Annotated in this window: 26 protein-coding genes; 13 read left to right on the top strand and 13 right to left on the bottom strand. The window is 59.3% G+C overall.

The features are described from left to right. The first annotated feature begins 27 nt into the window (after positions 1 to 27). Positions 28 to 1,737, top strand: coding sequence for a thiamine pyrophosphate-requiring protein (locus tag OHJ17_RS05400; protein ID WP_004900126.1), 1,710 nt, complete (start codon positions 28 to 30; stop codon positions 1,735 to 1,737). Between the two features lie 39 nt (positions 1,738 to 1,776). Here OHJ17_RS05400 and OHJ17_RS05395 read toward each other — a convergent pair whose 3' ends face one another. Further along, entirely contained in the window at positions 1,777 to 2,070 is a 294-nt protein-coding gene (locus tag OHJ17_RS05395; protein ID WP_004174667.1) for an Rdx family protein, read from the bottom strand. Between the two features lie 215 nt (positions 2,071 to 2,285). Here OHJ17_RS05395 and OHJ17_RS05390 point away from each other — a divergent pair, with 215 nt between their 5' ends. The 9 genes from OHJ17_RS05390 (at position 2,286) to mutS (ending at position 12,718) form a co-directional block, all read left to right on the top strand. Then, positions 2,286 to 4,649: a TonB-dependent receptor domain-containing protein gene (locus tag OHJ17_RS05390; RefSeq protein WP_004174666.1), complete on the top strand. Its 2,364-nt coding sequence runs from the start codon at positions 2,286 to 2,288 to the stop codon at positions 4,647 to 4,649. Between the two features lie 71 nt (positions 4,650 to 4,720). Further along, positions 4,721 to 5,752, top strand: a complete 1,032-nt coding sequence (locus OHJ17_RS05385) for a hemin-degrading factor (RefSeq protein ID WP_004185408.1) — start codon at positions 4,721 to 4,723, stop codon at positions 5,750 to 5,752. Beyond that, positions 5,749 to 6,567, top strand: coding sequence for a heme/hemin ABC transporter substrate-binding protein (locus tag OHJ17_RS05380; RefSeq protein WP_004900130.1), 819 nt, complete (start codon positions 5,749 to 5,751; stop codon positions 6,565 to 6,567). Before OHJ17_RS05385 ends, OHJ17_RS05380 begins: the two co-directional genes overlap by 4 nt. Further along, positions 6,567 to 7,562: a FecCD family ABC transporter permease gene (locus tag OHJ17_RS05375; RefSeq protein WP_004174663.1), complete on the top strand. Its 996-nt coding sequence runs from the start codon at positions 6,567 to 6,569 to the stop codon at positions 7,560 to 7,562. Before OHJ17_RS05380 ends, OHJ17_RS05375 begins: the two co-directional genes overlap by 1 nt. Continuing rightward, positions 7,555 to 8,334, top strand: coding sequence for a heme ABC transporter ATP-binding protein (locus OHJ17_RS05370; protein ID WP_004149516.1), 780 nt, complete (start codon positions 7,555 to 7,557; stop codon positions 8,332 to 8,334). Before OHJ17_RS05375 ends, OHJ17_RS05370 begins: the two co-directional genes overlap by 8 nt. Before the next feature lie 278 nt (positions 8,335 to 8,612). Then, positions 8,613 to 9,095: an Hcp family type VI secretion system effector gene (locus tag OHJ17_RS05365; protein ID WP_015958886.1), complete on the top strand. Its 483-nt coding sequence runs from the start codon at positions 8,613 to 8,615 to the stop codon at positions 9,093 to 9,095. Positions 9,096 to 9,106: 11 nt separating this feature from the next. Continuing rightward, positions 9,107 to 9,556 (top strand): STM2901 family protein, encoded by a 450-nt coding sequence (locus OHJ17_RS05360; RefSeq protein ID WP_004188736.1) that lies wholly within the window; start codon positions 9,107 to 9,109, stop codon positions 9,554 to 9,556. Further along, positions 9,541 to 9,888: a DUF1493 family protein gene (locus OHJ17_RS05355; protein ID WP_008806210.1), complete on the top strand. Its 348-nt coding sequence runs from the start codon at positions 9,541 to 9,543 to the stop codon at positions 9,886 to 9,888. The genes OHJ17_RS05360 and OHJ17_RS05355 overlap by 16 nt, the downstream gene beginning before the upstream one ends. A 268-nt stretch (positions 9,889 to 10,156) precedes the next feature. Continuing rightward, on the top strand, positions 10,157 to 12,718 hold the full coding sequence (gene mutS, locus OHJ17_RS05350) for a DNA mismatch repair protein MutS (protein ID WP_004151059.1): 2,562 nt from the start codon (positions 10,157 to 10,159) through the stop codon (positions 12,716 to 12,718). 119 nt (positions 12,719 to 12,837) lie between these two features. Here the strand turns inward: mutS and OHJ17_RS05345 are convergent, their stop codons facing one another. The 4 genes from OHJ17_RS05345 to OHJ17_RS05330 form a co-directional block, all read right to left on the bottom strand. Beyond that, the gene (locus OHJ17_RS05345; RefSeq protein ID WP_002915097.1) at positions 12,838 to 12,990 is read right to left on the bottom strand and encodes a Hok/Gef family protein; all 153 of its coding nucleotides are present in this window, start codon (positions 12,988 to 12,990) and stop codon (positions 12,838 to 12,840) included. A 338-nt stretch (positions 12,991 to 13,328) separates the two neighbouring features. After that, the gene (locus OHJ17_RS05340) at positions 13,329 to 13,565 is read right to left on the bottom strand and encodes a non-oxidative hydroxyarylic acid decarboxylases subunit D (RefSeq protein ID WP_002915098.1); all 237 of its coding nucleotides are present in this window, start codon (positions 13,563 to 13,565) and stop codon (positions 13,329 to 13,331) included. 10 nt (positions 13,566 to 13,575) lie between these two features. Next, the gene (locus OHJ17_RS05335; RefSeq protein ID WP_004151060.1) at positions 13,576 to 15,003 is read right to left on the bottom strand and encodes a non-oxidative hydroxyarylic acid decarboxylases subunit C; all 1,428 of its coding nucleotides are present in this window, start codon (positions 15,001 to 15,003) and stop codon (positions 13,576 to 13,578) included. Next, a complete protein-coding gene (locus tag OHJ17_RS05330; protein ID WP_002915099.1) occupies positions 15,003 to 15,596 on the bottom strand; it encodes a non-oxidative hydroxyarylic acid decarboxylases subunit B in 594 nt (197 codons plus the stop codon). The genes OHJ17_RS05335 and OHJ17_RS05330 overlap by 1 nt, the downstream gene beginning before the upstream one ends. A 173-nt stretch (positions 15,597 to 15,769) precedes the next feature. Between OHJ17_RS05330 and OHJ17_RS05325 the strand changes: the two genes are divergently transcribed. After that, positions 15,770 to 16,177 (top strand): MarR family winged helix-turn-helix transcriptional regulator, encoded by a 408-nt coding sequence (locus OHJ17_RS05325; protein ID WP_002915102.1) that lies wholly within the window; start codon positions 15,770 to 15,772, stop codon positions 16,175 to 16,177. 8 nt (positions 16,178 to 16,185) lie between these two features. Here the strand turns inward: OHJ17_RS05325 and OHJ17_RS05320 are convergent, their stop codons facing one another. After that, complete coding sequence (locus tag OHJ17_RS05320; protein ID WP_004181081.1) at positions 16,186 to 17,073, bottom strand: LysR family transcriptional regulator; 888 nt, start codon at positions 17,071 to 17,073, stop codon at positions 16,186 to 16,188. Between the two features lie 108 nt (positions 17,074 to 17,181). Between OHJ17_RS05320 and OHJ17_RS05315 the strand changes: the two genes are divergently transcribed. Then, a complete protein-coding gene (locus OHJ17_RS05315; RefSeq protein ID WP_015958887.1) occupies positions 17,182 to 18,384 on the top strand; it encodes an MFS transporter in 1,203 nt (400 codons plus the stop codon). Next, positions 18,381 to 18,758: a hypothetical protein gene (locus OHJ17_RS05310; protein WP_004900191.1), complete on the top strand. Its 378-nt coding sequence runs from the start codon at positions 18,381 to 18,383 to the stop codon at positions 18,756 to 18,758. Before OHJ17_RS05315 ends, OHJ17_RS05310 begins: the two co-directional genes overlap by 4 nt. Before the next feature lie 52 nt (positions 18,759 to 18,810). Here OHJ17_RS05310 and rpoS read toward each other — a convergent pair whose 3' ends face one another. The 7 genes from rpoS to ispD all read right to left on the bottom strand — a co-directional run bounded on the left by rpoS (position 18,811) and on the right by ispD (position 24,820). Beyond that, positions 18,811 to 19,803, bottom strand: coding sequence for an RNA polymerase sigma factor RpoS (rpoS, locus tag OHJ17_RS05305; RefSeq protein WP_002915106.1), 993 nt, complete (start codon positions 19,801 to 19,803; stop codon positions 18,811 to 18,813). Positions 19,804 to 19,960: 157 nt separating this feature from the next. Further along, positions 19,961 to 21,097, bottom strand: a complete 1,137-nt coding sequence (gene nlpD, locus OHJ17_RS05300; protein ID WP_004149542.1) for a murein hydrolase activator NlpD — start codon at positions 21,095 to 21,097, stop codon at positions 19,961 to 19,963. A gap of 125 nt (positions 21,098 to 21,222) precedes the next feature. Further along, entirely contained in the window at positions 21,223 to 21,849 is a 627-nt protein-coding gene (locus OHJ17_RS05295; protein ID WP_002915108.1) for a protein-L-isoaspartate(D-aspartate) O-methyltransferase, read from the bottom strand. Further along, on the bottom strand, positions 21,843 to 22,604 hold the full coding sequence (gene surE, locus OHJ17_RS05290) for a 5'/3'-nucleotidase SurE (RefSeq protein ID WP_004142750.1): 762 nt from the start codon (positions 22,602 to 22,604) through the stop codon (positions 21,843 to 21,845). The genes OHJ17_RS05295 and surE overlap by 7 nt, the downstream gene beginning before the upstream one ends. After that, the gene (gene truD / locus OHJ17_RS05285; protein ID WP_004185423.1) at positions 22,585 to 23,634 is read right to left on the bottom strand and encodes a tRNA pseudouridine(13) synthase TruD; all 1,050 of its coding nucleotides are present in this window, start codon (positions 23,632 to 23,634) and stop codon (positions 22,585 to 22,587) included. The genes surE and truD overlap by 20 nt, the downstream gene beginning before the upstream one ends. Next, on the bottom strand, positions 23,631 to 24,110 hold the full coding sequence (ispF, locus tag OHJ17_RS05280; protein ID WP_004181093.1) for a 2-C-methyl-D-erythritol 2,4-cyclodiphosphate synthase: 480 nt from the start codon (positions 24,108 to 24,110) through the stop codon (positions 23,631 to 23,633). The genes truD and ispF overlap by 4 nt, the downstream gene beginning before the upstream one ends. Continuing rightward, the gene (gene ispD, locus OHJ17_RS05275) at positions 24,110 to 24,820 is read right to left on the bottom strand and encodes a 2-C-methyl-D-erythritol 4-phosphate cytidylyltransferase (RefSeq protein WP_004151063.1); all 711 of its coding nucleotides are present in this window, start codon (positions 24,818 to 24,820) and stop codon (positions 24,110 to 24,112) included. Before ispD ends, ispF begins: the two co-directional genes overlap by 1 nt. Position 24,821: the final 1 nt, after the last annotated feature.

The following is a 24,821-nucleotide window of genomic DNA, read 5'->3' as shown; positions in this document are numbered from 1 at the left end:
ATTACACCGCGTGAATACGGAGAGAATATGGCCTCTATCACATTATCGGCTGCTGAACTGTTACTGCATCGGCTACAGGCGCTGGACGTGGCGTATATTTTTATCAACTCGGGCACCGATTATCCTCCAGTCATTGAAGCCTGGGCAAAAGCCCGGGCGACCGGGCAAAAGGTACCGGAGTTAGTGATCTGCCCGCATGAAAACGCCGCCATCGGCATGGCCCATGGCTATTACCTCGGCACCGGCAAGGTGCAGGCGGTGATGGTTCACACCAACGTCGGGCTAGCCAACGCCGCCTGCGGCGTCATCAATCTGGCGAACAGCAATATTCCGGTGCTGATTTTTGGCGGCCGCACGCCGATAAGCGAACATTCCCACTTCGGCTGCCGCAATACGCCGATTGGCTACGGCCAGGAGATGCGCGACCAGGCGGCGCTGATCCGTGAATCCGTGAAGTGGGATTTTGAACTGCGGCTGGCCGATCAGATCGGCGAGCATGTTGACCGGGCCTGGGCGATCGCTAGCTCCCTGCCGAAAGGGCCGGTCTACCTGAGCTTACCGCGTGAGCCACTGTGCGAAACCTTTGCCGTCGATGAGGCCGCGCTGCAGGCTGGCCCTTCGCAGCAGCCGGTCCGCTATGCGCCAGTCCGGGAAGATATCGCCCGCGCAGCCGAGGCAATCGCCTGCGCCAGACACCCGGTCATCTTCGCCCAGCGCGGCGCCCGAACGGCGGAAGGCTTTGCGCGCCTCGATAGTCTGGTGCGCGAATGGGCGATCCCTCTGGTGGAATACTGGGGCACCGAGGTTACCCTGAGCGCCGATAATCCCCTGCTCGCCGGGGCTGATCCCAGCGTCTGGCTCGCTGACGCCGATGTGATTCTGGTGGTCGACTCGCAGGCACCATGGATGATCGCCGAGGGCGACTGTCGCCAGGACTGCACCGTGATCCAGATGGGCCCCGATCCGCTCTTCTCCCGCTACCCGGTGCGCGGCTATCGCGCGGACATCAACCTGGCGGGCGAGACCGATGAAGTCTTCAGCCTGCTGGAAGAGGCGCTGCGCCCGCTGCAGGCCGCCCGCCAGCAGCATGTGGCGGAGCGGGCGGCATATACGCAGAACCGCATCCAGCAACAGAAAAACCAGCGCGACGCGCTTCTCCATGCCAGCCAGACCGGGGCCATTACCAAACCCTGGCTCAGCTACTGCCTCGGCCATCTGGCTAATCAACACCGCGGCCGGATCGTTTCTGAACTGACCACGCTGCCGCAGTTTGCCGGACTGACCCAAGCCGAGAGCTATTACCAGGAAGCGCTGGCCGGCGGCCTGGGCGAAGCCCTGCCCATCGCGCTGGGGCTGCAGCTTGCGCGCCGGGAAGAGCTGATTATTGCCGCCGTCGGCGACGGGTCGTACCTGTTCGCCAACCCTGCGGTCTGCCACCATATTGCAGAGGTAATGAAGCTTCCTGTCCTCGTCGTGGTCGGAAATAACGGCGGGTGGGGCGCCGTCGCGGGCGGCACCAAAGCGCTCTACCCGGACGGCTACGCGGCCCGCGCGGAAACCATTCCGGCCACCGCCTTTACCACCTCGCCGGATTTCGCCGCGATCGCCGCCTCCAGCCGCGCGGCGGCCCTGTCAGTTTCCCGGGCCGAAGATCTCCCCGGCGTGCTGGAAGAAGCGGTATCCCTCATACGCACCCGCCGACAAAGCGTGCTGGTTGACGTGCAGTTAGCCCGCTAACGGTTTATCCTCCGGGCGCTTGTCGTCCGGAGGGGGTTGTCACCCCTTCTGGTCACCTTTATCCACATGGCCCAGCGGCTTCTCCGGGAAGCAGACATCGCGCACCCGGCGTTTCAGCTCGGCCGCATCCGGAAAACCGCCATCCTGCTTGCGCTCCCAGATCTGCTGACCGTCGACATTGATCGTGAAGATCCCGCCGGTCCCCGGCACCAGCGTCACCGAGGCGATGTCGGTGCTGAAGGTATGTAACAGCTCCTGCGCCATCCAGCTGGCGCGCAGCATCCAGTTGCACTGGGAACAGTAGGTGATGGTGATGGCCGCTTTTGAGTTCATCGTCGTCTCGCTAAGTCTGAAAGGGCAAATTGTAAACAAAGTGCAGTTTAAATGAAGAACACATGATTATTTTGTTGCAAACGATAATACCTATCATTACCATTCGCAATCAACAAATGGAGTAAGACCCTATCCGCAACGGAAAAGACGGAGCAACCTGCAACTCTGGAAGTAACGCGTGAGCCGATACTAATAACGATCAAGGCGTGGCGACTATGTACAAATCGACTCCGTCAGCAGCATGGTGTAAAAAACGCCTGCTGGTGACCTCTTTGTTTGCAGCAATTTATCAGACTTCTGCCATCGCAGCAGATACTTCCGCCGTTAGCGGCGAGGCGGTGGATGACACCTCGGAACAAATGACCGTCACCGCCCCCGCGCCGGTGCAGAAAGCCGGTAGCGAACACAGCATCAGCGCCCGGGAGCTGGAGAATAAAGGCGCTAACGATTTTGGCTCGATCATGCGCTATGAGCCGCTCATTAGCGCCACCGGGGCCAGCGGCGGCTCCGGCAACGGTAAAAGCGGATTCGACCGCGGAGGTTACACCGGCTACAACATTCGCGGTATGGAGAGCAACCGCGTCGGTATCGACGTGGACGGTATCGCGCAACCCAACGCCACTGGCCGCGGCTACGTCGGCCGCGCCGGGCTCAACACCTTCGGCATCGGCCGCGATTATATCGACCCGTATATGTACGGCAGCGTGGATATCCAGTCCGGGGCCACCTCGACGGAAACGGCCAACAGCGCTATCGGGGGGAATGTCTCCTTCCGCCCGAAATCGGCGGATGATTACCTGCGTCCGGGCAAGACCAGTGCCTTCGGCTACCGCAGCGGTTACGACTCTGCGGATCGCAGCTGGCACAACGGGGTGACCGTCGCCGGCGGCGATGAGTTCCTGCGCGGGATTTTGGTCTATAGCCGCCGTGACGGCCAGGAAACCGAAAACAACAGCGGCACCGTCGACGCCTACCCGGCGAACTGGCACTCCGATGCTTTTCTGGCCTCCGGGATCTGGCAGCCTAACGATGAGCACAAGCTAACCAGCACCTTCGACTATTACCATAAAACCAACCACACCCACTACGATACCTGGGACTCCAGCGGCAACAGCACCATCGGCACCGCCAACCAGACCAGCCAGACCCGGCGCTGGGGCCTGAGCCTGAAGGATGACTGGACGCCGATGAACGACTACCTCGACAGCGTCTCCACAAAAATCTACTACCAGCATACCGAAGCCCATGACTGGACTTATATGCCGGACAGCGTCACCCGCAGAATGCAGACGGTGAACTCTAACTACGATACCGACACCTGGGGCCTGCAGACTGCGCTGGCGAAAACCCTGGGCCGCCACGATCTAAGCGCCGGTTTCAACGCCAGCACCAGCAAAACCCAGCGGCCGTTCAGCCAGTCGCCGATCCCCAGCGTTTACAGCGAGATCATGCAGCCGGAGGCAGACAGCCGCAGCTACACCCTCGGCGGCTTTGTCCAGGATAAGATCAACTTCGATCTCGACAGCCACAACTTCGCCGTTATTCCCGGCGTGCGCGTGGTGCATCAATCGACTAAGCCGGAAAATCTGTCCGATCTCGCCGCCAACAGCAGCGTGCTGAGCGAATCGTCGGTGGCGAATCTGTACGGCAAAAACAGCGATACCCAGGTTCTGCCGTCGTTGACCTTCCAGTACGACCTCACCCCGCGCCTGATGACCTACCTGCAGTACCAGCGCGGGGCGCAGTTCCCCAACGCCAGCCAGCTGTATGGCTCCTGGAACCTCGGCTCCAGCTACGCCGGCAGCCAGCAGTATGCCCTGATCGGCAATACCGATCTGAAGACGGAAACCAGCGATAATCTCGAGTGGGGGCTGAAAGGGGAAGTTACCGAAGGCATCACCCTGCGCACGGCGCTGTTCTACAACAGCTATAAGAACTTTATCGCCTATACCCGCTATACCCGCGCCAACAATCCGGGCCAGTTCACGAATGTGCCGTCGAACATCTACACCATTTATCAGGCGGAAAACCGCGATAAAGCCTATATCTACGGCGGTGAGATTAGCACTAAATTTAACTTTGGCACCTGGTTTGAGCAGGTGGACGGCCTGAGCGCCACCCTCGCCCTCGGCTATAGCGAAGGGAAATCGAAATCCAGCTACAGCGGCGATAAATACGTCGACCTCGACAGCGTGGCGCCAATGAAAGCCATCGTCGGCGTGGCGTGGGACGATCCGGCGAAACGCTACGGCACCGCCCTGACGGCGACCTTTGTCAAAGGGAAACAGGCGACCGCCACCAACCGCGAAAGCTACAGCAACAGCGGATCCGCCATCACCGATGCCAGCAGCGACTATATGCGCGTGCCGGGCTACGGCATGCTGGACTGGACCGCGTACTGGCAGGTGGCGAAAAACGTGCGCCTCAATGGCGGGGTCTACAACCTCACCGATCGTAAATACTGGGATTACCTGAGCAGCCGCAATATCGAGACCGGCACCAACCAGGACGCCAACGATAAAGCGCTGGCGGTGATGCCGGGCCGCACCTGGCAGCTGGGCGTCAACGTCGACTTCTGATTGCCCGAATAATAACGCACCTGCCCCCGGCCCGCCGGCCGGGGATATTCATCGTCGAGAAGGATATGATTATGCCAAATGCACACCCTGACCTGTGGCAGCGCTACCAGGCCACCAAAGCGGCCAGTACCGCGAAATATGCCCGCGATATCGCCGCGGAAATGGGGATCAGCGAAGCCGAGCTGACCGCCGCCCGCCTCGGCCATGATGCCGTGCGCCTGAGCGATGACGCCCGGACGCTGATTGCCGCCCTGGAGCGCGTCGGCGAAACCAAATGCATCTGCCGCAACGAGTATGCCGTGCATGAGCAGGTGGGCCAGTTCACGCACCAGCACCTCAGCGGCCACGCCGGGCTGGTGCTGAACCCGCGTGCGCTCGACCTGCGTCTGTTCCTCAGCCAGTGGGCCAGCGCCTTCCATCTGAACGATAATGGCCGTCAGAGCATCCAGTTTTTCGACCACCACGGCGACGCCCTGCTGAAAGTCTATGCGACCACGCAGACCGACATGGCGGCCTGGGAGACCCTGATCGCGGAATATCGGGTGGCGGCGCCGGCACCGCTGACCCTGCGCCCGCTGGAGCCGGTGAAATATGCCGATACCGCCGACGGCGCCGCCCTGGAGAACGACTGGCGCGCGATGACCGACGTTCACCAGTTCTTCGGTCTGCTGCGTAAATATCAGCTTTCCCGCCAGCAGGCCTTCCGTCTGGTGAGCGACGACCTCGCCTGCCGCGTGGCTCGCCATGCGCTGCCGTCGCTGCTGGAGACGGTGCGCCAGGAGGGCAATGAAATCATGATTTTCGTCGGCAATCGCGGCTGCGTGCAGATCTTTACCGGCGCCCTGGAAAAGCTGGCCCCCATGCGCGGCTGGCTGAATATCTTCAATACTACTTTTACCCTGCATCTGCGCGAAGAGAGCCTCGATGAAGTGTGGGTGACCCGCAAGCCGACTTCGGACGGACACGTCACCAGCGTCGAACTGTTCGCTAAAGACGGCACCCAGATTGCCCAGCTCTACGGCCAGCGCAGCGAGGGGCATCCCGAGCAGACGCAATGGCGCCAGCAGGTAGACCGCCTGACCCGTGAAGGGCAGCCCGCATGATGCGCTGGTTACTGCTCTTCATCGCTTTCCCGCTGCTGAGCCACGCCGCCGTTGAGCGGTTCGTCACCCTCGGCGGAGATGTCACTGAGATCGTTTATGCCCTTCACGCGGAGGAGAGCCTGGTGGCGCGGGACAGCACCAGCAGCTGGCCCCCGGCGGCGCAAAAGTTGCCGGACGTCGGCTACCTGCGACAGCTGAACGCCGAGGGGATCCTCGCGTTACGCCCGCAGCTGGTGTTAGCGAGCGCCCAGGCGCAGCCCTCGCTGGTCTTACACAAAGTGCAGGCGAGCGGGGTGAAGGTGGTGAACGTGCCGGGCGGCGAAAGTCTGTCCGCGATCGATAACAAAGTTGCTGTCATTGCCGAAGCGTTAGGCAAAACGGCGGCAGGCGACGCGCTGCGCCAGCAGCTCCAGCAGCAGATCGCCGCCATTCCAACGCAGCCGGTTGCTAAGCGGGTGCTGTTTATTCTCAGCCACGGCGGAATGAATACCCTGGTGGCCGGACAGCATACCGCGGCCGATGGCGCCATTCGCGCCGCCGGATTGCAGAACGCGATGCAGGGCTTCGACCACTATCGCGCCATGTCGCAGGAAGGGGTCGCCGCCAGCCAGGCGGATCTGGTGGTGATCTCCGCCGATGGTCTCAAAGGGATGGGCGGCGAAGCCGGGCTGTGGAAACTGCCCGGCCTGGCGCAGACCCCGGCGGGGCGTCATAAACAGCTGCTGACGATCGACGATATGGCCCTGCTGGGCTTCGGGCCGCGCACACCGCAGGCGATAATCGCGCTGCGAAACAAAGCGGAGCAGTTGCCCTGATGCGCCCTGCCCTCGCTCGCCGTTTGCTGCTGATGACGCTGCTGCTGGTCTCCCTGACGTTGTTTGCCACCACCCTCGGCGCCATGCGCTTGCCGCTGGTCAACCTGCTGCCTTCCGGGGATGACATGCTGCGCCATATCTGGCTGACCATCCGTCTGCCGCGGGTGCTGCTGGCCCTGCTGGTGGGCGCGGCGCTGGCCCTCTCCGGCTGCGTGATGCAGGGGCTGTTTCGCAACCCGCTTGCCGACCCGGGCCTGCTGGGCATCAGCAGCGGCGCCGCGCTGGCGGTGGCCAGCTGGCTGGTGCTCCCGTTCTCCGCTGCGGGGCTGATCGCTCTGTATATGCCGATGCTGGCGGCGTTTATTGGCAGCCTGGCGGTGATGGTGGTGATTTTCATCCTCAGTCGGGCGGAGGAGGGTTCGCTGTCGCGCCTGCTGCTGGTGGGGATCGCCATCAACGCGCTGTGCGGCGCGCTGGTCGGCGTCCTGTCCTGGCTGAGCAATGACGCCCAGCTGCGCCAGCTGTCGCTGTGGGGAATGGGCAGTCTGGGCCAGGCCGAATGGCCGACGCTGCTGGTGGCCGCGACCTTGATTATCCCTGCGGCGCTGGCGGTGTGGTGGATGGCGTCCCGCCTCAATCTGCTGCAGCTTGGCGATGAAGAGGCGCACTATCTTGGGGTCAACGTGCAGGCGCTGCAGCGCTGGCTGCTGCTGTGCAGCGCGGTGCTGGTGGCCGTCGCGGTGGCCATCAGCGGAGTCATCGGCTTTATCGGCCTGGTGGTGCCGCACCTGATGCGCCTGTGGCTGGGACCGGACCATCGCGGACTGATCCCCGGCTCGCTGCTGGCCGGCGCGATCCTGCTTCTGCTGGCCGACACCCTGGCCCGCACCGTGGCGGCGCCGGCGGAGATACCGGTCGGTCTGCTCACCAGCCTGCTGGGCGCCCCCTGGTTTCTGTGGCTGGTCTTTCGTCGGGAGAACTCCAGACATGGTTAATGAATACTGCGCCCAGGGGCTGTCACTTCACCTTGGTAAACGACAGATTATCGACAACGTCTCCGTCGCGCTGCGCGGCGGCGAGATGACGGCGCTTATCGGGCCGAACGGCGCCGGGAAATCCACTCTGCTGCGCCTGTTGACCGGCTATCTGACTCCGGACAGCGGCACCCGCCATCTTGCAGGCAAGCCGTTGGAGGCCTGGTCCCCCGAGGCGCTGTCGCGCCGGCGGGCGGTCATGCTGCAGCGAACAGCCCTGCAGGCCGACTGGACGGTGGAAACGGTCATTGCCATGGGACGCTCACCGTGGGGCGCGACGGCGGATCCGGCGGTGCTGGCGGCGGTGATGGCCGTCACCGGCTGCGATGGCCTTGCCGGTCGCCGCTATCCCGGCCTCTCCGGCGGCGAGCAGCAGCGGGTACAGCTGGCCCGCTGTCTGGCGCAGCTATGGCGCGACGGCGCGCCGCAGGGCTGGCTGTTTCTCGATGAGCCCACCTCGGCGCTGGACCTTTACTATCAGCAGCACCTGCTGCGTTTGCTCAAACGGCTCACCGCCGGCGGGCAACTGCACGTCTGCGTGGTGCTGCATGACCTTAACCTCGCCGCCCTGTGGGCCGACCGCATCCTGCTGCTCCACCAGGGACATCTGGTCGCCCAGGGCACGCCGCAGGAGGTGATCCAGCAGCCGGTTATCCATCGCTGGTACGGGGCGGATGTCCGCCTCGTCCAGCACCCGGACAACGCGGTCCCCCAGGTTTATCTGGCGCCATAATCCCCGCGCGGCGCAACTGGAATCCGGATCGCGCCGCGCTTACGCTTTCTGGCAATAATTGCCTGCATTATATTATTGAGGGTCATTTATATTTAAAATCTATACCAATGGCGTAATAACCCAATGAAATATTTACGACAGCTATTTTTAAATATAAACCATCATTACAGAGAAGATATTTCCCGTATTAATCCAAAAACGACACATTGATTATTTACTGCGCTTAATCAACTCGATACACTGTTTTCTTACTAATGATAATAGAGGGAAGAAGAAGCATGGCTATTCCAGGTAATATGTGGATATACGACGACGGTGGGGCACTAATCAAAGGTGGTTGTGATGTTGCAGACAGGGAGTTCAGCATCGAATTTAAAGGGTTTCATCACAATCTCTCCATTCCCACTGATCATGCCACTGGCAAGCCTACCGGCACTCGTCAGCACTCACCAATGATCATCGTTAAAGAATTCGACTATTCCAGTCCATACCTCTACAAAGCAGTAGCTACTGGTCAGAACCTGAAATCTGCTGAAATCAAATGGTATAAAATCAGCGATGCTGGTCAAGAAGTGGAATACTTCAATATGCTACTTGAAGGCGTCCGAATCGTATCAATATCTCCTACAATGGCTTCCCCAGAAGACAAGAACAACAACCATCTTGAATCTGTCGAACTTAGATATGAGAAGATCACCTGGAAACATTGTGACGGAAATATAATTTTCACCGATGCCTGGAATGAAAGACAAACAGCATAATAGATGAGCAAATGGATACGACAGAAGAACTAAATGGAACCTATTTCTATCACGGACAATCCAATCTTTCGGCTGGTGAACTTTTTGATGTCATTTTTCTTGAACAATTTTGTGACGAACTTGGCATTGGTATTGAATCTGGTGCCGCTATCCTCGCCGGGCAACCTTGGCTAAAAACCAGAACAAAGCCAGGAGAGGCAATAAAAGGAACAAGTGTTGTTTCTAAATATGGAAGGATGCTTCTGAGAAATGCAAAAACTCCATTTGGTATTAGGGTTCCTACACCCGTTGGTGTAAGAATGAGAAAAACGAATAGTCTTGCTGCTGTTATCGCCCGTTATGTTCCGTGGTTAGGTTGGATAGGACTTGTAAACTCAATTTATCAAGTTTCAAGAAAAACTCAGGAAAAATACAACCTAATAGCTCGCCCCAAAGACCGTATACAATGGACATCCTTTTAATGAAAAGCATTCAAGATCAGGTTTTAGACTTGTTTAAAGATGAGATCTCAACCCGTTTAGATAAAAATTGGAAAGAAATCCCATTGGAACTTGATTATGACTTATTTGATGCTCCCGGCGACGATCTGCATGACGCTTTAAATAAATTTGAACAAAAATTTAATGTTGATCTTTCCAGTGTTAAATGGTCGTGTTATTTCCCTTGGGAGAATACTCCAATGCTAACTCGGTGGTTTAAAGTAAAACGAGAAGATGTAGAAAAAACGCGTAAACCTTTAACTATCAAAATGTTTGCCGAATCAGCAAAAGCAGGTAAATGGCTTTACGACTAGCAACCACAAGCCGTTGTCGTAACGAGGTCTACGGCCAGAAGGCAGAACAACATCGACGGCGAACGTAATGTATGAAGACGATCGCGTGGCGGCGGTTCAATTACTGTGACGGTACCCCGCCCCCTCTGCAACTGGAATCCGGATCGCGCCGCGTGCTTTCGTCGGTTTCCCTCACCTGCCCATCTCCGTTATTATGTCTCATCCATGTGATAACGACGACAACTACAAAATCGCAGCCATTTCAAATCAGGGATCTGGATAACACCCCATGAGCACAATTGACAATCTCGACGCCCACACGCCGATGATGCAGCAGTATCTCAAGCTAAAGGCGCAACATCCTGACATTCTGCTGTTTTACCGGATGGGGGATTTTTACGAGCTATTTTATGACGATGCGAAACGCGCCTCGCAGCTGCTCGATATCTCGCTGACCAAGCGCGGCGCCTCCGCGGGCGAACCGATACCCATGGCCGGCATCCCCCACCACGCCGTAGAGAACTACCTCGCCAAACTGGTCAATCAGGGCGAGTCGGTGGCCATTTGCGAGCAGATTGGCGACCCGGCCACCACCAAGGGGCCGGTCGAGCGTAAAGTGGTGCGTATCGTCACCCCGGGCACCATTAGCGATGAAGCGCTGCTGCAGGAGCGCCAGGACAACCTGCTGGCCGCCATCTGGCAGGACAGCAAAGGCTTCGGCTACGCGACGCTGGATATCAGCTCCGGGCGCTTTCGTCTGAGCGAACCGGCCGACCGCGAAACCATGGCGGCAGAGCTGCAACGCACCAACCCGGCGGAACTGCTGTATGCGGAAGATTTTGCCGAATCGTCGCTGATCGAGGGCCGCCGCGGTCTGCGCCGTCGCCCGCTGTGGGAATTTGAAATCGACACCGCGCGCCAGCAGCTAAACCTGCAGTTCGGCACCCGCGATCTGGTCGGCTTCGGCGTCGAAAACGCCCCGCGCGGCCTGTGCGCCGCCGGCTGCCTGCTGCAGTATGTCAAAGACACCCAGCGTACCTCGCTGCCGCACATCCGCTCCATCACCATGGAACGCCAGCAGGACAGCATCATTATGGATGCCGCCACCCGCCGTAACCTCGAGATCACCCAGAATCTGGCCGGCGGCACCGACAACACCCTGGCCTCGGTACTCGACTGTACGGTGACGCCGATGGGTAGCCGGATGCTCAAGCGCTGGCTGCATATGCCGGTCCGCGATACCGCCGTGCTGGTGGAGCGCCAGCAGACCATCGGCGCGCTGCAGGAGCGCTATACCGAGCTGCAGCCGGTGCTGCGCCAGGTCGGCGATCTGGAGCGTATTCTGGCGCGTCTGGCGCTGCGTACCGCGCGGCCGCGCGATCTTGCCCGCATGCGTCATGCCCTGCAGCAACTGCCTCTGCTGCGTGAGCTGCTGGCCGACGTTGACAGTCAGCCGGTGCAAAAATTGCGCGAGAAAATGGGCGAGTTCACCGAACTGCGCGAACTGCTGGAGCGTGCGGTGATCGACGCCCCGCCGGTGTTGGTCCGCGACGGCGGGGTCATCGCCCCGGGCTATAGCGAAGAGCTGGACGAGTGGCGGGCGCTGGCCGATGGCGCCACCGATTATCTCGATAAGCTGGAGATCCGCGAGCGCGAGCGGCTGGGCCTCGATACCCTGAAAGTCGGCTACAACGCCGTCCACGGCTACTACATCCAGATCAGCCGCGGCCAGAGCCACCTCGCGCCGATCCACTACGTGCGCCGCCAGACGCTGAAAAACGCCGAACGCTATATTATTCCTGAGCTGAAGGAATACGAAGATAAGGTGCTGACCTCCAAGGGCAAAGCGCTGGCGCTGGAAAAACAGCTTTATGACGAACTGTTCGACCTGCTGCTGCCGCATCTCGCCGATCTGCAAACCAGCGCCAGCGCGCTGGCCGAGCTGGACGTGCTGGTCAACCTGGCGGAACGCGCGGAAACCCTGAACTACTGCTGCCCGACCTTTAGCGATAAGCCAGGCATTCGCATTAGCGAAGGCCGCCATCCGGTGGTCGAGCAGGTGCTGAAAGAGCCGTTTATCGCTAACCCGCTGCAGCTGGCGCCGCAGCGGCGGATGCTGATCATTACCGGGCCGAACATGGGCGGTAAAAGTACCTATATGCGCCAGACCGCGCTAATTGCGCTACTGGCCTATATCGGCAGCTACGTCCCGGCGCAGAAGGTGGAGATCGGGCCCATCGATCGCATCTTCACCCGCGTCGGCGCGGCGGATGACCTGGCCAGCGGCCGCTCGACCTTTATGGTGGAGATGACTGAAACCGCCAATATCCTGCACAATGCCACCGAGCATAGCCTGGTGCTGATGGATGAGATTGGCCGCGGCACGTCCACCTACGACGGGCTATCGCTGGCGTGGGCCTGTGCGGAAAATCTGGCCAACAAAATCAAGGCGCTGACGCTGTTCGCCACCCACTACTTCGAGCTCACCCAGCTGCCGGAGAAAATGGAAGGCGTCGCCAACGTCCACCTCGACGCGCTGGAGCACGGCGATACCATCGCCTTTATGCACAGCGTGCAGGACGGCGCGGCCAGCAAGAGCTATGGCCTGGCGGTCGCCGCGCTGGCGGGGGTGCCGAAAGAGGTGATCAAGCGCGCGCGGCAGAAACTGCGCGAGCTGGAGAGTATCTCGCCCAACGCGGCGGCGACCCAGGTCGACGGCACGCAGATGTCGCTACTCGCCGCCCCGGAAGAGACCTCGCCTGCGGTTGAGGCGCTGGAGAATCTTGATCCGGACTCCCTGACCCCGCGTCAGGCGCTGGAGTGGATCTACCGTCTGAAAAGCCTGGTCTAGCCACCCATTAAGGTGAAAAACGGCAGCGCTGTGAAGCGCTGCCGTTTTAGTAAACAAAAAAATGGGTGCTAGAGGATGCGTCCTGACAACCCATACGCGGGGTTGCCCCCGCGCGGATGCTACTTCTTCGATTCGTAAGCGAGAACAGCTTTAAACTCAATATTACGCTCTTTAATACTCAGCTCGCATAGTGAGCTGTGCACCAACAGCGTAAATCCCAGTACCGTAATACAGAGTACGATGATTGCCACAAGGGCATATTTTGTCAGCATATCTTGCCTCCCTGCAAAGAAGAGACTAACATCTGAATTGTCTATGTTCATTCGCTAGCCTCAGTTGATAGAAATATCTCCTGGGGCTTTCGTCTGTCTGGGGTCCTGGTAATGCTCAAGGCCAGACAGCCTCAAGCACCCGCCGCAATTCTACACTCGTCAGGGCGTGAAATTTATCTGCAAGGAATTAATCAGACGAATTTTATAATAATCTGGATGCAGGCTCGCAAAGTCATCCCGGTATATTAACCCTTCACGTAATTTTTTAATTTAATGAAAAAATAATTTCCATAATTGTACTAAATATAAAAAAGGCCCGACTTAGCGGGCCCCTTTCATTAACGCTTATCTTCCGGCAATAGCGGCGGTACGTGCGGCACCTGCGGCGCCTCATCGATATCTTTCTGCGTCATGCGGAACGCTTCCGGATAGTGTTCGCGGCTGGTGCGGCGCAGCGGCTCGGTATCTCGCCAGGTGTAAAGACAGTGCTGGCACTGATACACGGTCCAGACCCCTTTCACCGGCGAGGTCGCCATGACTTCAATCTTTTCATCGGCGCAACGTGGACAAATCATCTTCTTCTCCTTATTTACGGTTGGCCAGCATAGCGGTCAGTTTTTCAGCCCAGGCTTTGGTTTCCGGCAGATCCTGCACCGGCTGGCTGTAGTGACCGCGAAGGTCCGGCGCAACCGGGGTGGTGGCGTCGATAATCAGTTTGTCGGTAATGCCTGCCGGGCTGGAGCCTGGGTCAAGTTCAAGGACCGACATGTTCGGCAACTGCACCAGGTCTCCCGCCGGGTTAACCTTCGAGGAGAGCGCCCACATCACCTGCGGCAGGTTGAACGGGTCGACGTCTTCATCAACCATGATCACCATCTTCACATAGCCGAGGCCGTGGGGAGTGGTCATCGCCCGCAGGCCCACCGCGCGGGCAAAACCGCCGTAGCGTTTTTTGGTGGAGATGATCGCCAGCAGACCATGGGTGTACATGGCGTTGACCGCCTGCACCTCCGGAAATTCGGCCTTCAGCTGCTGATACAGCGGTACGCAGGTCGCCGGGCCCATCAGATAGTCAATCTCGGTCCACGGCATACCGAGGTAGAGCGATTCAAAAATCGGTTTGCTGCGATAAGAGACTTTGTCGATACGCACTACCGTCATGTTACGACCGCCGGAGTAGTGACCGGTAAATTCACCGAACGGCCCCTCGATCTCACGCTTACGCCCTTCAATGACCCCTTCGAGGATCACTTCCGAACCCCAGGGCACGTCAAAACCGGTCAGCGGCGCGGTAGCGATGGGATACGGGCTCTCGCGCAGCGCGCCAGCCATCTCATATTCAGACTGATCGTATTTCAGCGGCGTGGCGCCCATCAGGGTAATAATCGGGTCGTTACCGAGGGTAATGGCGATCGGCAGATCTTCCCCACGCTCTTCCGCTTTGTGCAGATGCAGCGCGATATCGTGCATCGGTACCGGCTGCAGGCCGAGCTTGCGCTTGCCTTTCACTTCCATGCGGTAGATACCGACGTTTTGCTTACCGAAGTTATCTTTATCCAGCGGATCGCGCGAAACGACACAGGCTTTATCGAGGTAGAAACCGCCGTCACCATCGTTGAGGCGGAACAGCGGCAGAATATCGAACAGGTTGATATCATCGCCATCAACAGTATTTTCTGCCCACGCCGGGTTGGCGCGGCGCTCTGGCGTCACCGGGAAGTTATCCCAGCGGCGAATGAACTCATCAATCTGCTTTTTCACCGGCGTGTTAGGCGGCAGGCCCAGCGAGATGGCATGGTTCTGCCACGAGCCGATGGTGTTCATCGTCACGCGAGCGTCGTTAAAGCCGCGAATATTATCGAACCACAGCGCCGGGGCACCGTCGCCGATGCGTCCGGTCGCATTGGCGGCCGCCGCCAGATCGGGCTCAGCGTTCACCTCTTCACTGATTTTCAGCAGTTGTCCCTGGTCATCCAGCGCCTGCAAAAAGCTGCGCAAATCATCAAAAGCCATTATTCGATCTCCTGTGCAAATTGTTCTGCCGTGCGCAAGCCGTTCCAGCGGCGCGCTTTGTGATAGTCGAGGCCAAACTGATCCAGCACCCGGGTGACGATATGATTGGTGATATCGTCAACCGTCTCCGGGTGGTTGTAGTAAGCTGGCATCGGCGGGACCATCGCCACGCCCATGCGGGACAGCGCCAGCATGTTCTCCAGATGGATCGTGCTGAGCGGCATTTCCCGCGGGACCAACACCAGCTTGCGCCCCTCTTTGAGCACCACGTCCGCCGCGCGGCCCACCAGCCCTTCGGCATAACCCGCGCGAATGCCTGCAAGCGTTTTCATACTGCAGGGAATAACGATCATGCCGTCGGTACGAAATGAACCGGATGAGATGGTGGCGGCCTGGTCTGCCGGGCTGTGGGAAAAGTCCGCCAGCGCGGCCACTTCGCGCGCCGTCCAGGGCGTTTCCAGCTCGATGGTGGTTTTGGCCCATTTCGACATCACCAGATGGGTTTCCACCTCCGGCATATCGCGCAGCGCCTGCAGCAATGCCACCCCAAGCGGTGCCCCGGTGGCCCCCGTCATCCCAATAATCAGTTTCATTCCAGACCTCATTACTTTTGTTCGTGTACGAACTTTATATTTAAACTACCCCCTCCAGCTCTTATTGGCAAGATCGTTCGTATACGTGCGCATTTTTAATCAAAACGCAGAAAGGGTATAAAAAGGCGTACGAACGGCTATCATAGAGGTGACAGTTTTGTTACGGAGTATTCATGGAGTTACGAAACGAAGCATTCCACCTGCTGCGCCAGCTTTTTCAACAGCATACCGCCCGCTGGCAGCAGGCGTTGCCGGACCTGACTAAACCTCAGTATGCGGTGATGCGCTCGGTAGCGGAGCACCCCGGGATCGAACAGGTGGCGCTGATTGAAGCGGCGGTCAGCACCAAGGCGACGCTGGCGGAGATGCTCAGCCGAATGGAAGCGCGCGGCCTGGTGCGCCGGGAGCACGATCCGGCCGATAAACGCCGCCGTTTTGTCTATCTGACCGACGAAGGCGAGGCGTTGCTTAACCGTTCCATTCCGCAGGGCAATGAGGTCGATGACGAGTTTCTCGGCCGTCTGAGCGATGACGAGCGCGAGCAGTTCTCCCGGCTGGTGCACAAAATGATGGCGCCCTGAACGGGCGCTTAGCCGACCTTCTCGCGCAGGAAGTCAATAAATGCCCGCACCCGGGTCGGCAAATGCTGCGAGTCGGGATAAAGGGCATACACGCCCTGCTGTGGGAAATGGTATTCCGGCAGGAGCGGCACCAGCTCCCGCTGCGCCACCTTTTTGGCTACCAGCCATGCGGGCAGCAAGGCGACGCCGCATCCCGCCAGAGCAAAGCTCATCAGCGCCGTAGCGCTATCAGCAGAAAACCGCGGCGCGCTGGCTATCGCGAAATCCACCTCTGTCTGGTGATCCGTGCGCAGCTGCCAGCGCAGCGGCGTCGGCAGGCGCTCGTGAATAATCCACTCAGCTTGCGCCAGATCGGACAGCGTCTGCACCGGATGGCTTGCCAGCCAGGCCGGAGAGGCGACGGGCAGGATCGCGAAACTGGCTATCCGCGTCGCCCGATAGCGGGAATCGGCCAGCGTACCGAGGCGTATCGCCACATCAAATCGTTCTGAAATGAGGTCGGCATGATGGGAGGAGGAGACGTGGCGCACCCGCAGCGCCGGATGACGACGGGCGAACGCGGCCAGCGCTGGAATGATAACCTGCGCGCCATACTCCGGCGTGGTGGTGATCCGTAGCTCCCCGCTTAAGCCGCTATGGCTGGCCCGCACCTCATCCTGGAGATTTTCCGCCGCGTTCAGGAGCGCCACCCCGCGCTGATAGAACAGCACCCCGGCGTCAGTGAGCCGCAAACGCCGCGTCGAACGCAGCAGCAGCGTCACCCCCAGCTCATTTTCCAGCTGCCGTACGTTAAAGCTGACCACCGCCTTGGTCTGCCCCAGCGCCGCTGCGGCCAGGGTGAAACTGCCGGCATCTACCACGGCGATAAACATGGTCACGCGCTGAAGATTAAGCATCGTCGTCCGGATGATTGTCAAAAATATTCAGACAGTATATCCCGATTAGTCCCGTTTATCCCTCACTGCGGCAGGTTTACAGTAGCCGCCTGTCTGAGGGAGTGAACCATGACCTACCGCCACCGCGTTGCCACCGTTTTTCTGTTCGGTTTTTTTCTCGATTTGATCAATATGTTTATCGCCAGCATCGCCTTTCCGGCAATCAGCCGCGCGCTGGCGGTTTCCGTCTCGCAACTGGCGTGGGTCAGTAATGCCTATATTCTCGGTCTGACGGTCGTTGTGCCGTTCAGCGCCTGGCTCAGCGAGCGCTGGGGGGCGAAACGGCTGTTTTTACTCTCGCTGGGGCTGTTCAGCCTCGGCGCGCTGGCGGCAGGGCTTGCCAACAGCCTGAGCGAACTGATTTTATGGCGGACGCTGCAGGGGATGGGCGGCGGGCTGTTAATCCCCCTCGGCCAGGCGCTGACGTGGCCGCTGTTTCAGCCGCATGAGCGCGCGAAGCTGTCGGCGGCGGTGATGCTGGTCGGCCTGCTGGCCCCCGCCTGCTCGCCGGCGATCGGCGGCCTGTTAGTCGAGGCGTTCAGTTGGCGCTGGGTCTTTTACGCCAGCCTGCCTGTCGCTCTGCTAACCTTTGTGCTGGCGGTGCGATGGCTGAACGACACCCACGGTCCGGTTCGCCCGACTCGCTTTCTTCCACTGTCGCTGCTGGCCGATCCCCTGCTGCGCTTCGCGATGCTGATTTACCTCTGCGTGCCGGGGATGTTTATTGGCGTCAACGTGGTGGGGATGTACTACCTGCAACGCGTCACCGGGATGGCGCCGGGGGCAATCGGTGCCCTGATGGTGCCCTGGTCGCTGGCCTCGTTTGCCGCCATCACCTTTACCGGCAGATATTTCAACCGCTTCGGGCCCCGGCCGCTGGTTGTCATCGGCTGCCTGCTTCAGGCGATGGGGATCATGCTGCTGCTGAAGATCGATGCGGACAGCCCGCTGGCGCTGTTGATTCTGGCCTTTACGCTGATGGGCGGCGGAGGCAGCTTATGCAGCAGCACCGCGCAAAGCAGCGCTTTCCTGCATACGCCTGCCGAAGAGATGCCTGACGCCAGCGCGCTATGGAATCTTAACCGCCAGCTCAGCTTCTTTGCCGGCAGCGCCCTGCTCGCCCTGCTGCTGAGGGTATTCCCGCCGGCCTACGCCTGGCAGGGGGTATTTATCAGCGCCGCCGTCATTACCCTGTTGCCGCTGCTGTTTTGCCTGCGGCTGAATAATCGGGCGATTATCCATCGCCTGCACACCACTCTGGAGAAGTCATGAATCCTTATCTGCAGGAAGTCCTCGATGCCCATGTCCTTATCGAACGCTGGTTAAGCCATGGCGAAGGAAGCGCTGAGGCGCTGATGAAGCGTTTTGCCGCCGATTTTACCATGATCCCCTTGAGCGGTGAGAAGATGGACTACCCAACGGTGAGCCATTTTTTCCACCACGCCGGCGGCAGCCGTCCGGGGTTAGATATCGTAGTGGATCAGATGGAAATCATCAGCGAGTGGCACGACGGCGCCGCAGTGCTATATCGTGAAAGCCAAACGCTGGCGGATAGCAGCCAGAACGTTCGCTGGTCGACGGCGATTTTTCAGCAAGCGGAAGGGAAAATCGTCTGGCGCCATCTGCAGGAAACCCGCCTCGGCTAGCCCAAAGAAAAAGGCCCCGACTTTCGAGGGGGCCTTTTTGACAGAAAACGTCTTATTCGCGGAAGAGCGCTTCGATATTCAGCCCCTGTCCCTGCAGAATTTCCCGCAGGCGACGCAGACCTTCCACCTGGATCTGCCGCACGCGTTCGCGGGTCAGGCCAATTTCACGGCCCACATCCTCCAGCGTGGCAGCTTCATAACCCAGCAGACCAAAACGACGTGCCAGAACTTCACGCTGCTTGGCGTTCAGTTCAAACAGCCATTTGACGATACTTTGCTTCATATCATCGTCCTGCGTGGTGTCTTCCGGGCCGTTCTCTTTCTCATCGGCCAGAATATCCAGCAGCGCTTTTTCTGAATCGCCACCCAGCGGAGTATCCACGGAGGTGATGCGCTCGTTCAGACGCAGCATACGGCTGACGTCATCGACCGGTTTGTCCAGCTGTTCGGCGATCTCTTCCGCGCTAGGCTCGTGGTCCAGCTTATGGGACAACTCGCGCGCGGTACGCAGATAAACGTTCAGCTCTTTAACAATATGGATCGGCAAACGGATCGTACGGGTTTGGTTCATGATCGCCCGTTCAATAGTCTGGCGGATCCACCAGGTCGCGTAGGTCGAAAAACGGAACCCACGTTCCGGGTCAAACTTCTCAACGGCGCGGATCAGGCCGAGGTTACCTTCTTCAATCAGATCCAGCAGCGCCAGACCACGATTGCTGTAACGACGGGCAATCTTCACCACCAGACGCAAGTTACTTTCAATCATGCGACGGCGTGAAGCGACATCACCACGCAGTGCGCGACGCGCGAAATAGACTTCCTCTTCCGCGGTCAGCAGTGGGGAATAACCAATCTCTCCAAGATAAAGCTGAGTGGCGTCAAGTACGCGCTGGGTTGCGCCTTGCGACAGCAGCTCTTCCTCAGCCAGATCGCTATCACTGGGTTCCTCTTCTACTAAGGCTTTCTCGTCGAAAACCTCAATTCCGTTCTCATCAAATTCCGCGTCTTCATTTAAATCATGAACTTTCAGCGTATTCTGACTCATAAAGGTGGCTCCTACCCGTGATCCCTGAGCAAAGCACCTTCCACGGCACATCAACAAACGACGCCTGGACGATTTCCCCTGCCCTCTCTGCGAGAGGAACGTAGACACCGCCCTGGCGCCTGTTAGCTGATGCTTCGCTTATCCGTACTTTGCCAAATTATCGCTGCGGTAAGTACTGCAGCGGGTTGACGGATTTCCCCTTGTAACGAATTTCAAAATGTAATCTTGTTGAGCTGGTTCCGGTGCTACCCATGGTAGCGATTTTCTGCCCCGCTTTGACTTCCTGTTGCTCCCGAACCAGCATGGTATCGTTATGAGCGTAGGCACTCAGGTAATCATCGTTGTGTTTGATGATAATAAGATTACCGTAGCCGCGCAGTGCGTTACCGGCATAGACGACGCGCCCATCGGCGGTCGCGACAATAGCCTGTCCCTTACTGCCTGCAATATCGATACCTTTATTGCCGCCTTCCGCGCCGCTAAAGTTCTCGATAACCTTGCCATCAGTCGGCCAGCGCCATGCTGAGATCGGCGAACTGGTTGACGTACTGCTTGCAGTCGGCTGGGTTGTGCTCACCGTTGTTGGTGCCGTCACCGGCGCGACAACCGTTGTGGTTGTAGTCGCTGGTTTATTATTAGGCAACATCTTGGTAGCACTCTGTTCACCTGAAGATTCAGAATACGTAATAGTCGGTTGTGAAGCAACCACCGCGGTCGATTTTTGTGCAGAAGTTGTGCTGGTCGTCGCACCGCCGCTCGCTCTGGCGCTGGCCTGAGAAACGGCGTTTTCGCCGGTGATCGGCTGGCCTGAGGCGTTACCGACCTGCAGTACCTGCCCCACGTTCAGCGCGTACGGGGCCGGGATATTGTTGCGTTGCGCCAGGTCGCGGAAATCGTTGCCGGTGACCCAGGCGATATAGAATAGCGTGTCGCCGCGTTTTACCGTATAGGTACTGCCGCCGGTATAGCTACCTTTCGGAATATCGCCATATTTGCGGTTGTAAACGATCCGGCCATTTACCGTCTGTACCGGCTCCTGCGCCACCGGCGCCGGCTGCGGCTGAATGGTCTGGGTCTGCATCGGCTGAATCGGCTGCGCCTGAGGAGCGGACTTGACGCCGGAGGGTGGCGGCGTAATCAGCATGCCGGAGTTGGTGCTGGAAGAGGCGGCGCCGCCGGCAGAGCTAACCGGCGCAGGCGGATTATTGGTGTTGGTACACCCGGCCAGCCAGAGTGAAACCAGTGAAAGAGCCGCAATACGGCTGACGGTAAATTTGGTGCTTCCCGCGCTCATTTATCCCCCAGGAATATGTTAACTGCCAATATCTTGCTTACCGGGCGGCGCCCGGCCAGGACACTGAAAAATGTGTCCACCCTACGCCTAAAGTCAGGCAAAAAAAACCTGGAATAATCCGGGTCTCAGGCCAGCTCCCCCTTCACCAGGGGAACAAAGCGAACGGCCTCGACGGTATCAATGATAAATTCGTTGCCCCGACGACGGATCCGTTTGAGAAACTGATGCTCTTCGCCGACCGGCAGCACCAGCACGCCGTCATCATCCAGCTGCGCCAGCAGCGCGGTCGGTATTTCCGGCGGCGCCGCCGTCACAATAATGGCATCAAACGGCGCCCGCGCCTGCCAACCTTGCCACCCATCGCCATGACGGGTTGAAACATTATGTAAATCAAGTTGTTTCAGGCGACGACGCGCCTGCCACTGTAAACTCTTAATTCGCTCTACCGAGCATACGTGATGCACCAGATGCGCCAGGATGGCCGTCTGGTAGCCGGAACCGGTGCCGATCTCCAGCACCCGCGACTCCGGCGTCAGCGTCAGCAGCTCGGTCATCCGCGCCACCATATACGGCTGGGAGATGGTCTGCCCCTGGCCAATCGGCAGCGCGGTGTTTTCCCACGCTTTATGTTCAAAGGCTTCATCAACAAACTTTTCGCGCGGGACCAGCGCGATCGCCTCGAGGACACGTTCATCGACGATGCCCTGCGTGCGCAGTTGATTCAACAAACTTTCAACACGTTTACTTACCATTGCCTGTCAACCCCGACACGTTCCAGCCAATCGGTGACCACCTCATGCGCCTGATGGGCGGTTAAATCGACGTGCAATGGCGTCACGGAAACATAGCCTTCATCCACTGCCGCAAAATCGGTGCCCGGCCCGGCATCGCGCTTATCGCCCGGCGGGCCAATCCAGTACAGGGTGTTGCCGCGCGGATCTTTTTGCGGGATCACCTGGTCGGCCGGATGGCGGTTGCCGCAGCGGGTCACGCGAATGCCCTTGATTTGATCAAGCGGGAGATCCGGCACGTTGATGTTAAGGATCCGCCCGGTACGCAGCGGCTCGCGGCTTAAGGCGCGCAGAATGGTGCAGGTTACCGCCGCGGCGGTATCGTAATGCTGATAGCCGTTCAGCGACACGGCCAGCGCGGGGAACCCCAGATGACGGCCTTCCATCGCCGCGGCCACGGTGCCGGAATAGATGACGTCGTCGCCCAGGTTGGGGCCGGCATTAATGCCGGAAACCACGATGTCCGGACGCGGGCGCATCAGCGCGTTCACGCCGAGATAGACACAGTCGGTCGGGGTGCCCATCTGGACGGCGATGTCGCCATTTTCAAAGGTAAACGTACGCAGGGACGATTCCAGCGTCAGCGAATTTGAGGCCCCGCTGCGGTTACGATCGGGTGCAACCACCTGGACCTCGGCAAACTCCCTTAAGGCCTTCGCCAGGGTCTGTATCCCCGGCGCATGGATCCCGTCATCGTTACTCAGCAATATTCGCATAGTCACCCGTTGTATTGATAAGCTCCCTGACCACGCTGGTGGCGAAGCTGCCCGCCGGCAGCCAGAAACGCAGTTCAACGGTTACGTCATCCCACCAGTTCCAGCTGAGCTGCTGTGGATAGAGAAGCATCGCCCGGCGCGCCGCCTCGACTTTCTCCCGTACCAGCAGCGCCTGCAACGCGGTTTCCTCGGCGATCGCGGCCTGCTCGAAAGCCAGGGCGTCGCGCTGGCTTCCCCAGTCGCCGCTGCCCGGCAGCGTGGCCGTAATCATCAGTTCGCGGTTATGCACCCGCGCCTGCGAAACCTCGAGTTCTTCCGGTGTGACGACAAACCAGCTCCCGCGCCCCGCTAATTGTAGCGCATCGCCATCAACGACCTGATTAAATTCCGTTTTTTTTAATCTAATACTCACTTGCTGATTAAACAACGCGCTGCGGGCTGCCGACAACCAAAAACTGCGCTTATTGCGATCGCGCACTGGCGCGCCGCTCTCCGCCCAGCGCAGGGCGCCCTGCAGGTTACTGCCGCCAATGCCGAAGCGCTGCGCGCCGAAATAGTTCGGCACTCCCCGTTCAGCGATGGCCTGCAGACGCGTCTCCACGTCCTGGCGATCGCTAATCTCGCGCAGGATCACGGTAAACTGGTTGCCTTTCAGCGCGCCTAAACGCAGCTTACGCTTATGGCGAGCATATTCCAGTACCTGGCAGCCCTCGAGCTGAAATTTGCTCAGGTCCGGCATCTCTTTGCCGGGCACCCGGGCGCACAGCCACTGCTCGGTGACCGCGTGCTTATCTTTTTGCCCGGCGAAGCTCACTTCACGGGCGTGGATCTTAAGGAATTTTGCCAGCGCGTCGGCGACAAAGCGCGTATTGCAGCCGTTTTTCAGGATCCGCACCAGCACGTGTTCGCCTTCGCCGTCCGGGGCAAAGCCCAGATCTTCCACCACCAGAAAATCTTCCGGATTGGCTTTCAGCAGCCCACTGCTCTGCGGCTTGCCGTGCAGCCAGGTCAGTTGGTCAAAGGCGATCATTTGTCGGCCTTACGCAGCAGCGCAACCGCTTCGCAGGCGATCCCTTCCCCGCGGCCGGTGAAGCCGAGCTTCTCGGTGGTGGTCGCTTTCACGTTGACGTCGTCCATATGGCAGCCGAGATCCTCAGCGATAAAGACGCGCATCTGCGGAATATGCGGCAGCATTTTCGGCGCCTGGGCAATAATCGTGACGTCGACGTTGCCGAGCGTATAGCCCTTGGCCTGAATGCGGCGCCATGCTTCGCGTAGCAGTTCGCGGCTATCGGCGCCTTTAAACGCCGGATCGGTATCGGGGAACAGCTTGCCGATATCGCCCAGCGCCGCGGCGCCAAGCAGCGCGTCGGTCAGCGCATGCAGCGCGACGTCGCCGTCGGAGTGGGCCAGCAGCCCTTTTTCATAAGGAATGCGTACCCCGCCAATGATGATTGGGCCTTCACCGCCAAAAGCGTGTACGTCAAAACCATGTCCAATTCGCATTAAGCTTTCTCCTGGTGTCGGGAACGGGTGAGGTAAAATTCAGCCAGCGCCAGGTCTTCCGGGCGCGTCACTTTAATATTATCCGCGCGTCCGGCGACCAGCTGCGGATGGAAGCCGCAGTACTCCAGCGCCGAGGCTTCATCGGTGATAGTGGCTCCCTCGTTTAGCGCGCGAGTGAGGCAATCCACCAGCAGCTCGCGAGGGAAAAATTGCGGGGTGAGCGCATGCCACAGGTCATTGCGGTCGACGGTATGGGCGATAGCGGTTTTGTCCGGCTCGGCGCGCTTCATGGTGTCGCGCACTGGCGCCGCAAGGATCCCGCCGACGCGGCTGGTTTCGCAGAGCGACAGCAGGCGGCTGAGGTCGTCCTGATGCAGGCAGGGGCGCGCGGCGTCATGCACCAGCACCCACTGCGCCTCCGGCAACGCCTGCAGGCCGGCGAGCACCGAATCGGCACGCTCGGCGCCGCCATCCACCACGGTAATCTGCGGATGCTGCGCCAGCGGCAGCTGGCTGAAGCGGCGATCGCCGGGGCTGACGGCAATCACCACCCGCTGGACGCGCGCATCCGCCAGCAGCGCGGCGACCGCGTGTTCGAGAATCGTTTTGTTACCGATTGAGAGATATTGTTTCGGGCATTCCGTTTGCATGCGGCGGCCGAAACCGGCTGCCGGCACCACGGCGCAAACGCCCGGAAAAGTGGCTGCCATG

It is taken from the genome of Klebsiella sp. KP20-425-1, from assembly GCF_025813515.1.
GTDB lineage: Bacteria > Pseudomonadota > Gammaproteobacteria > Enterobacterales > Enterobacteriaceae > Klebsiella > Klebsiella pneumoniae.
Note: the sequence above shows the minus strand (reverse complement) of the source record. Positions and strands in the feature narration are given on the sequence as shown.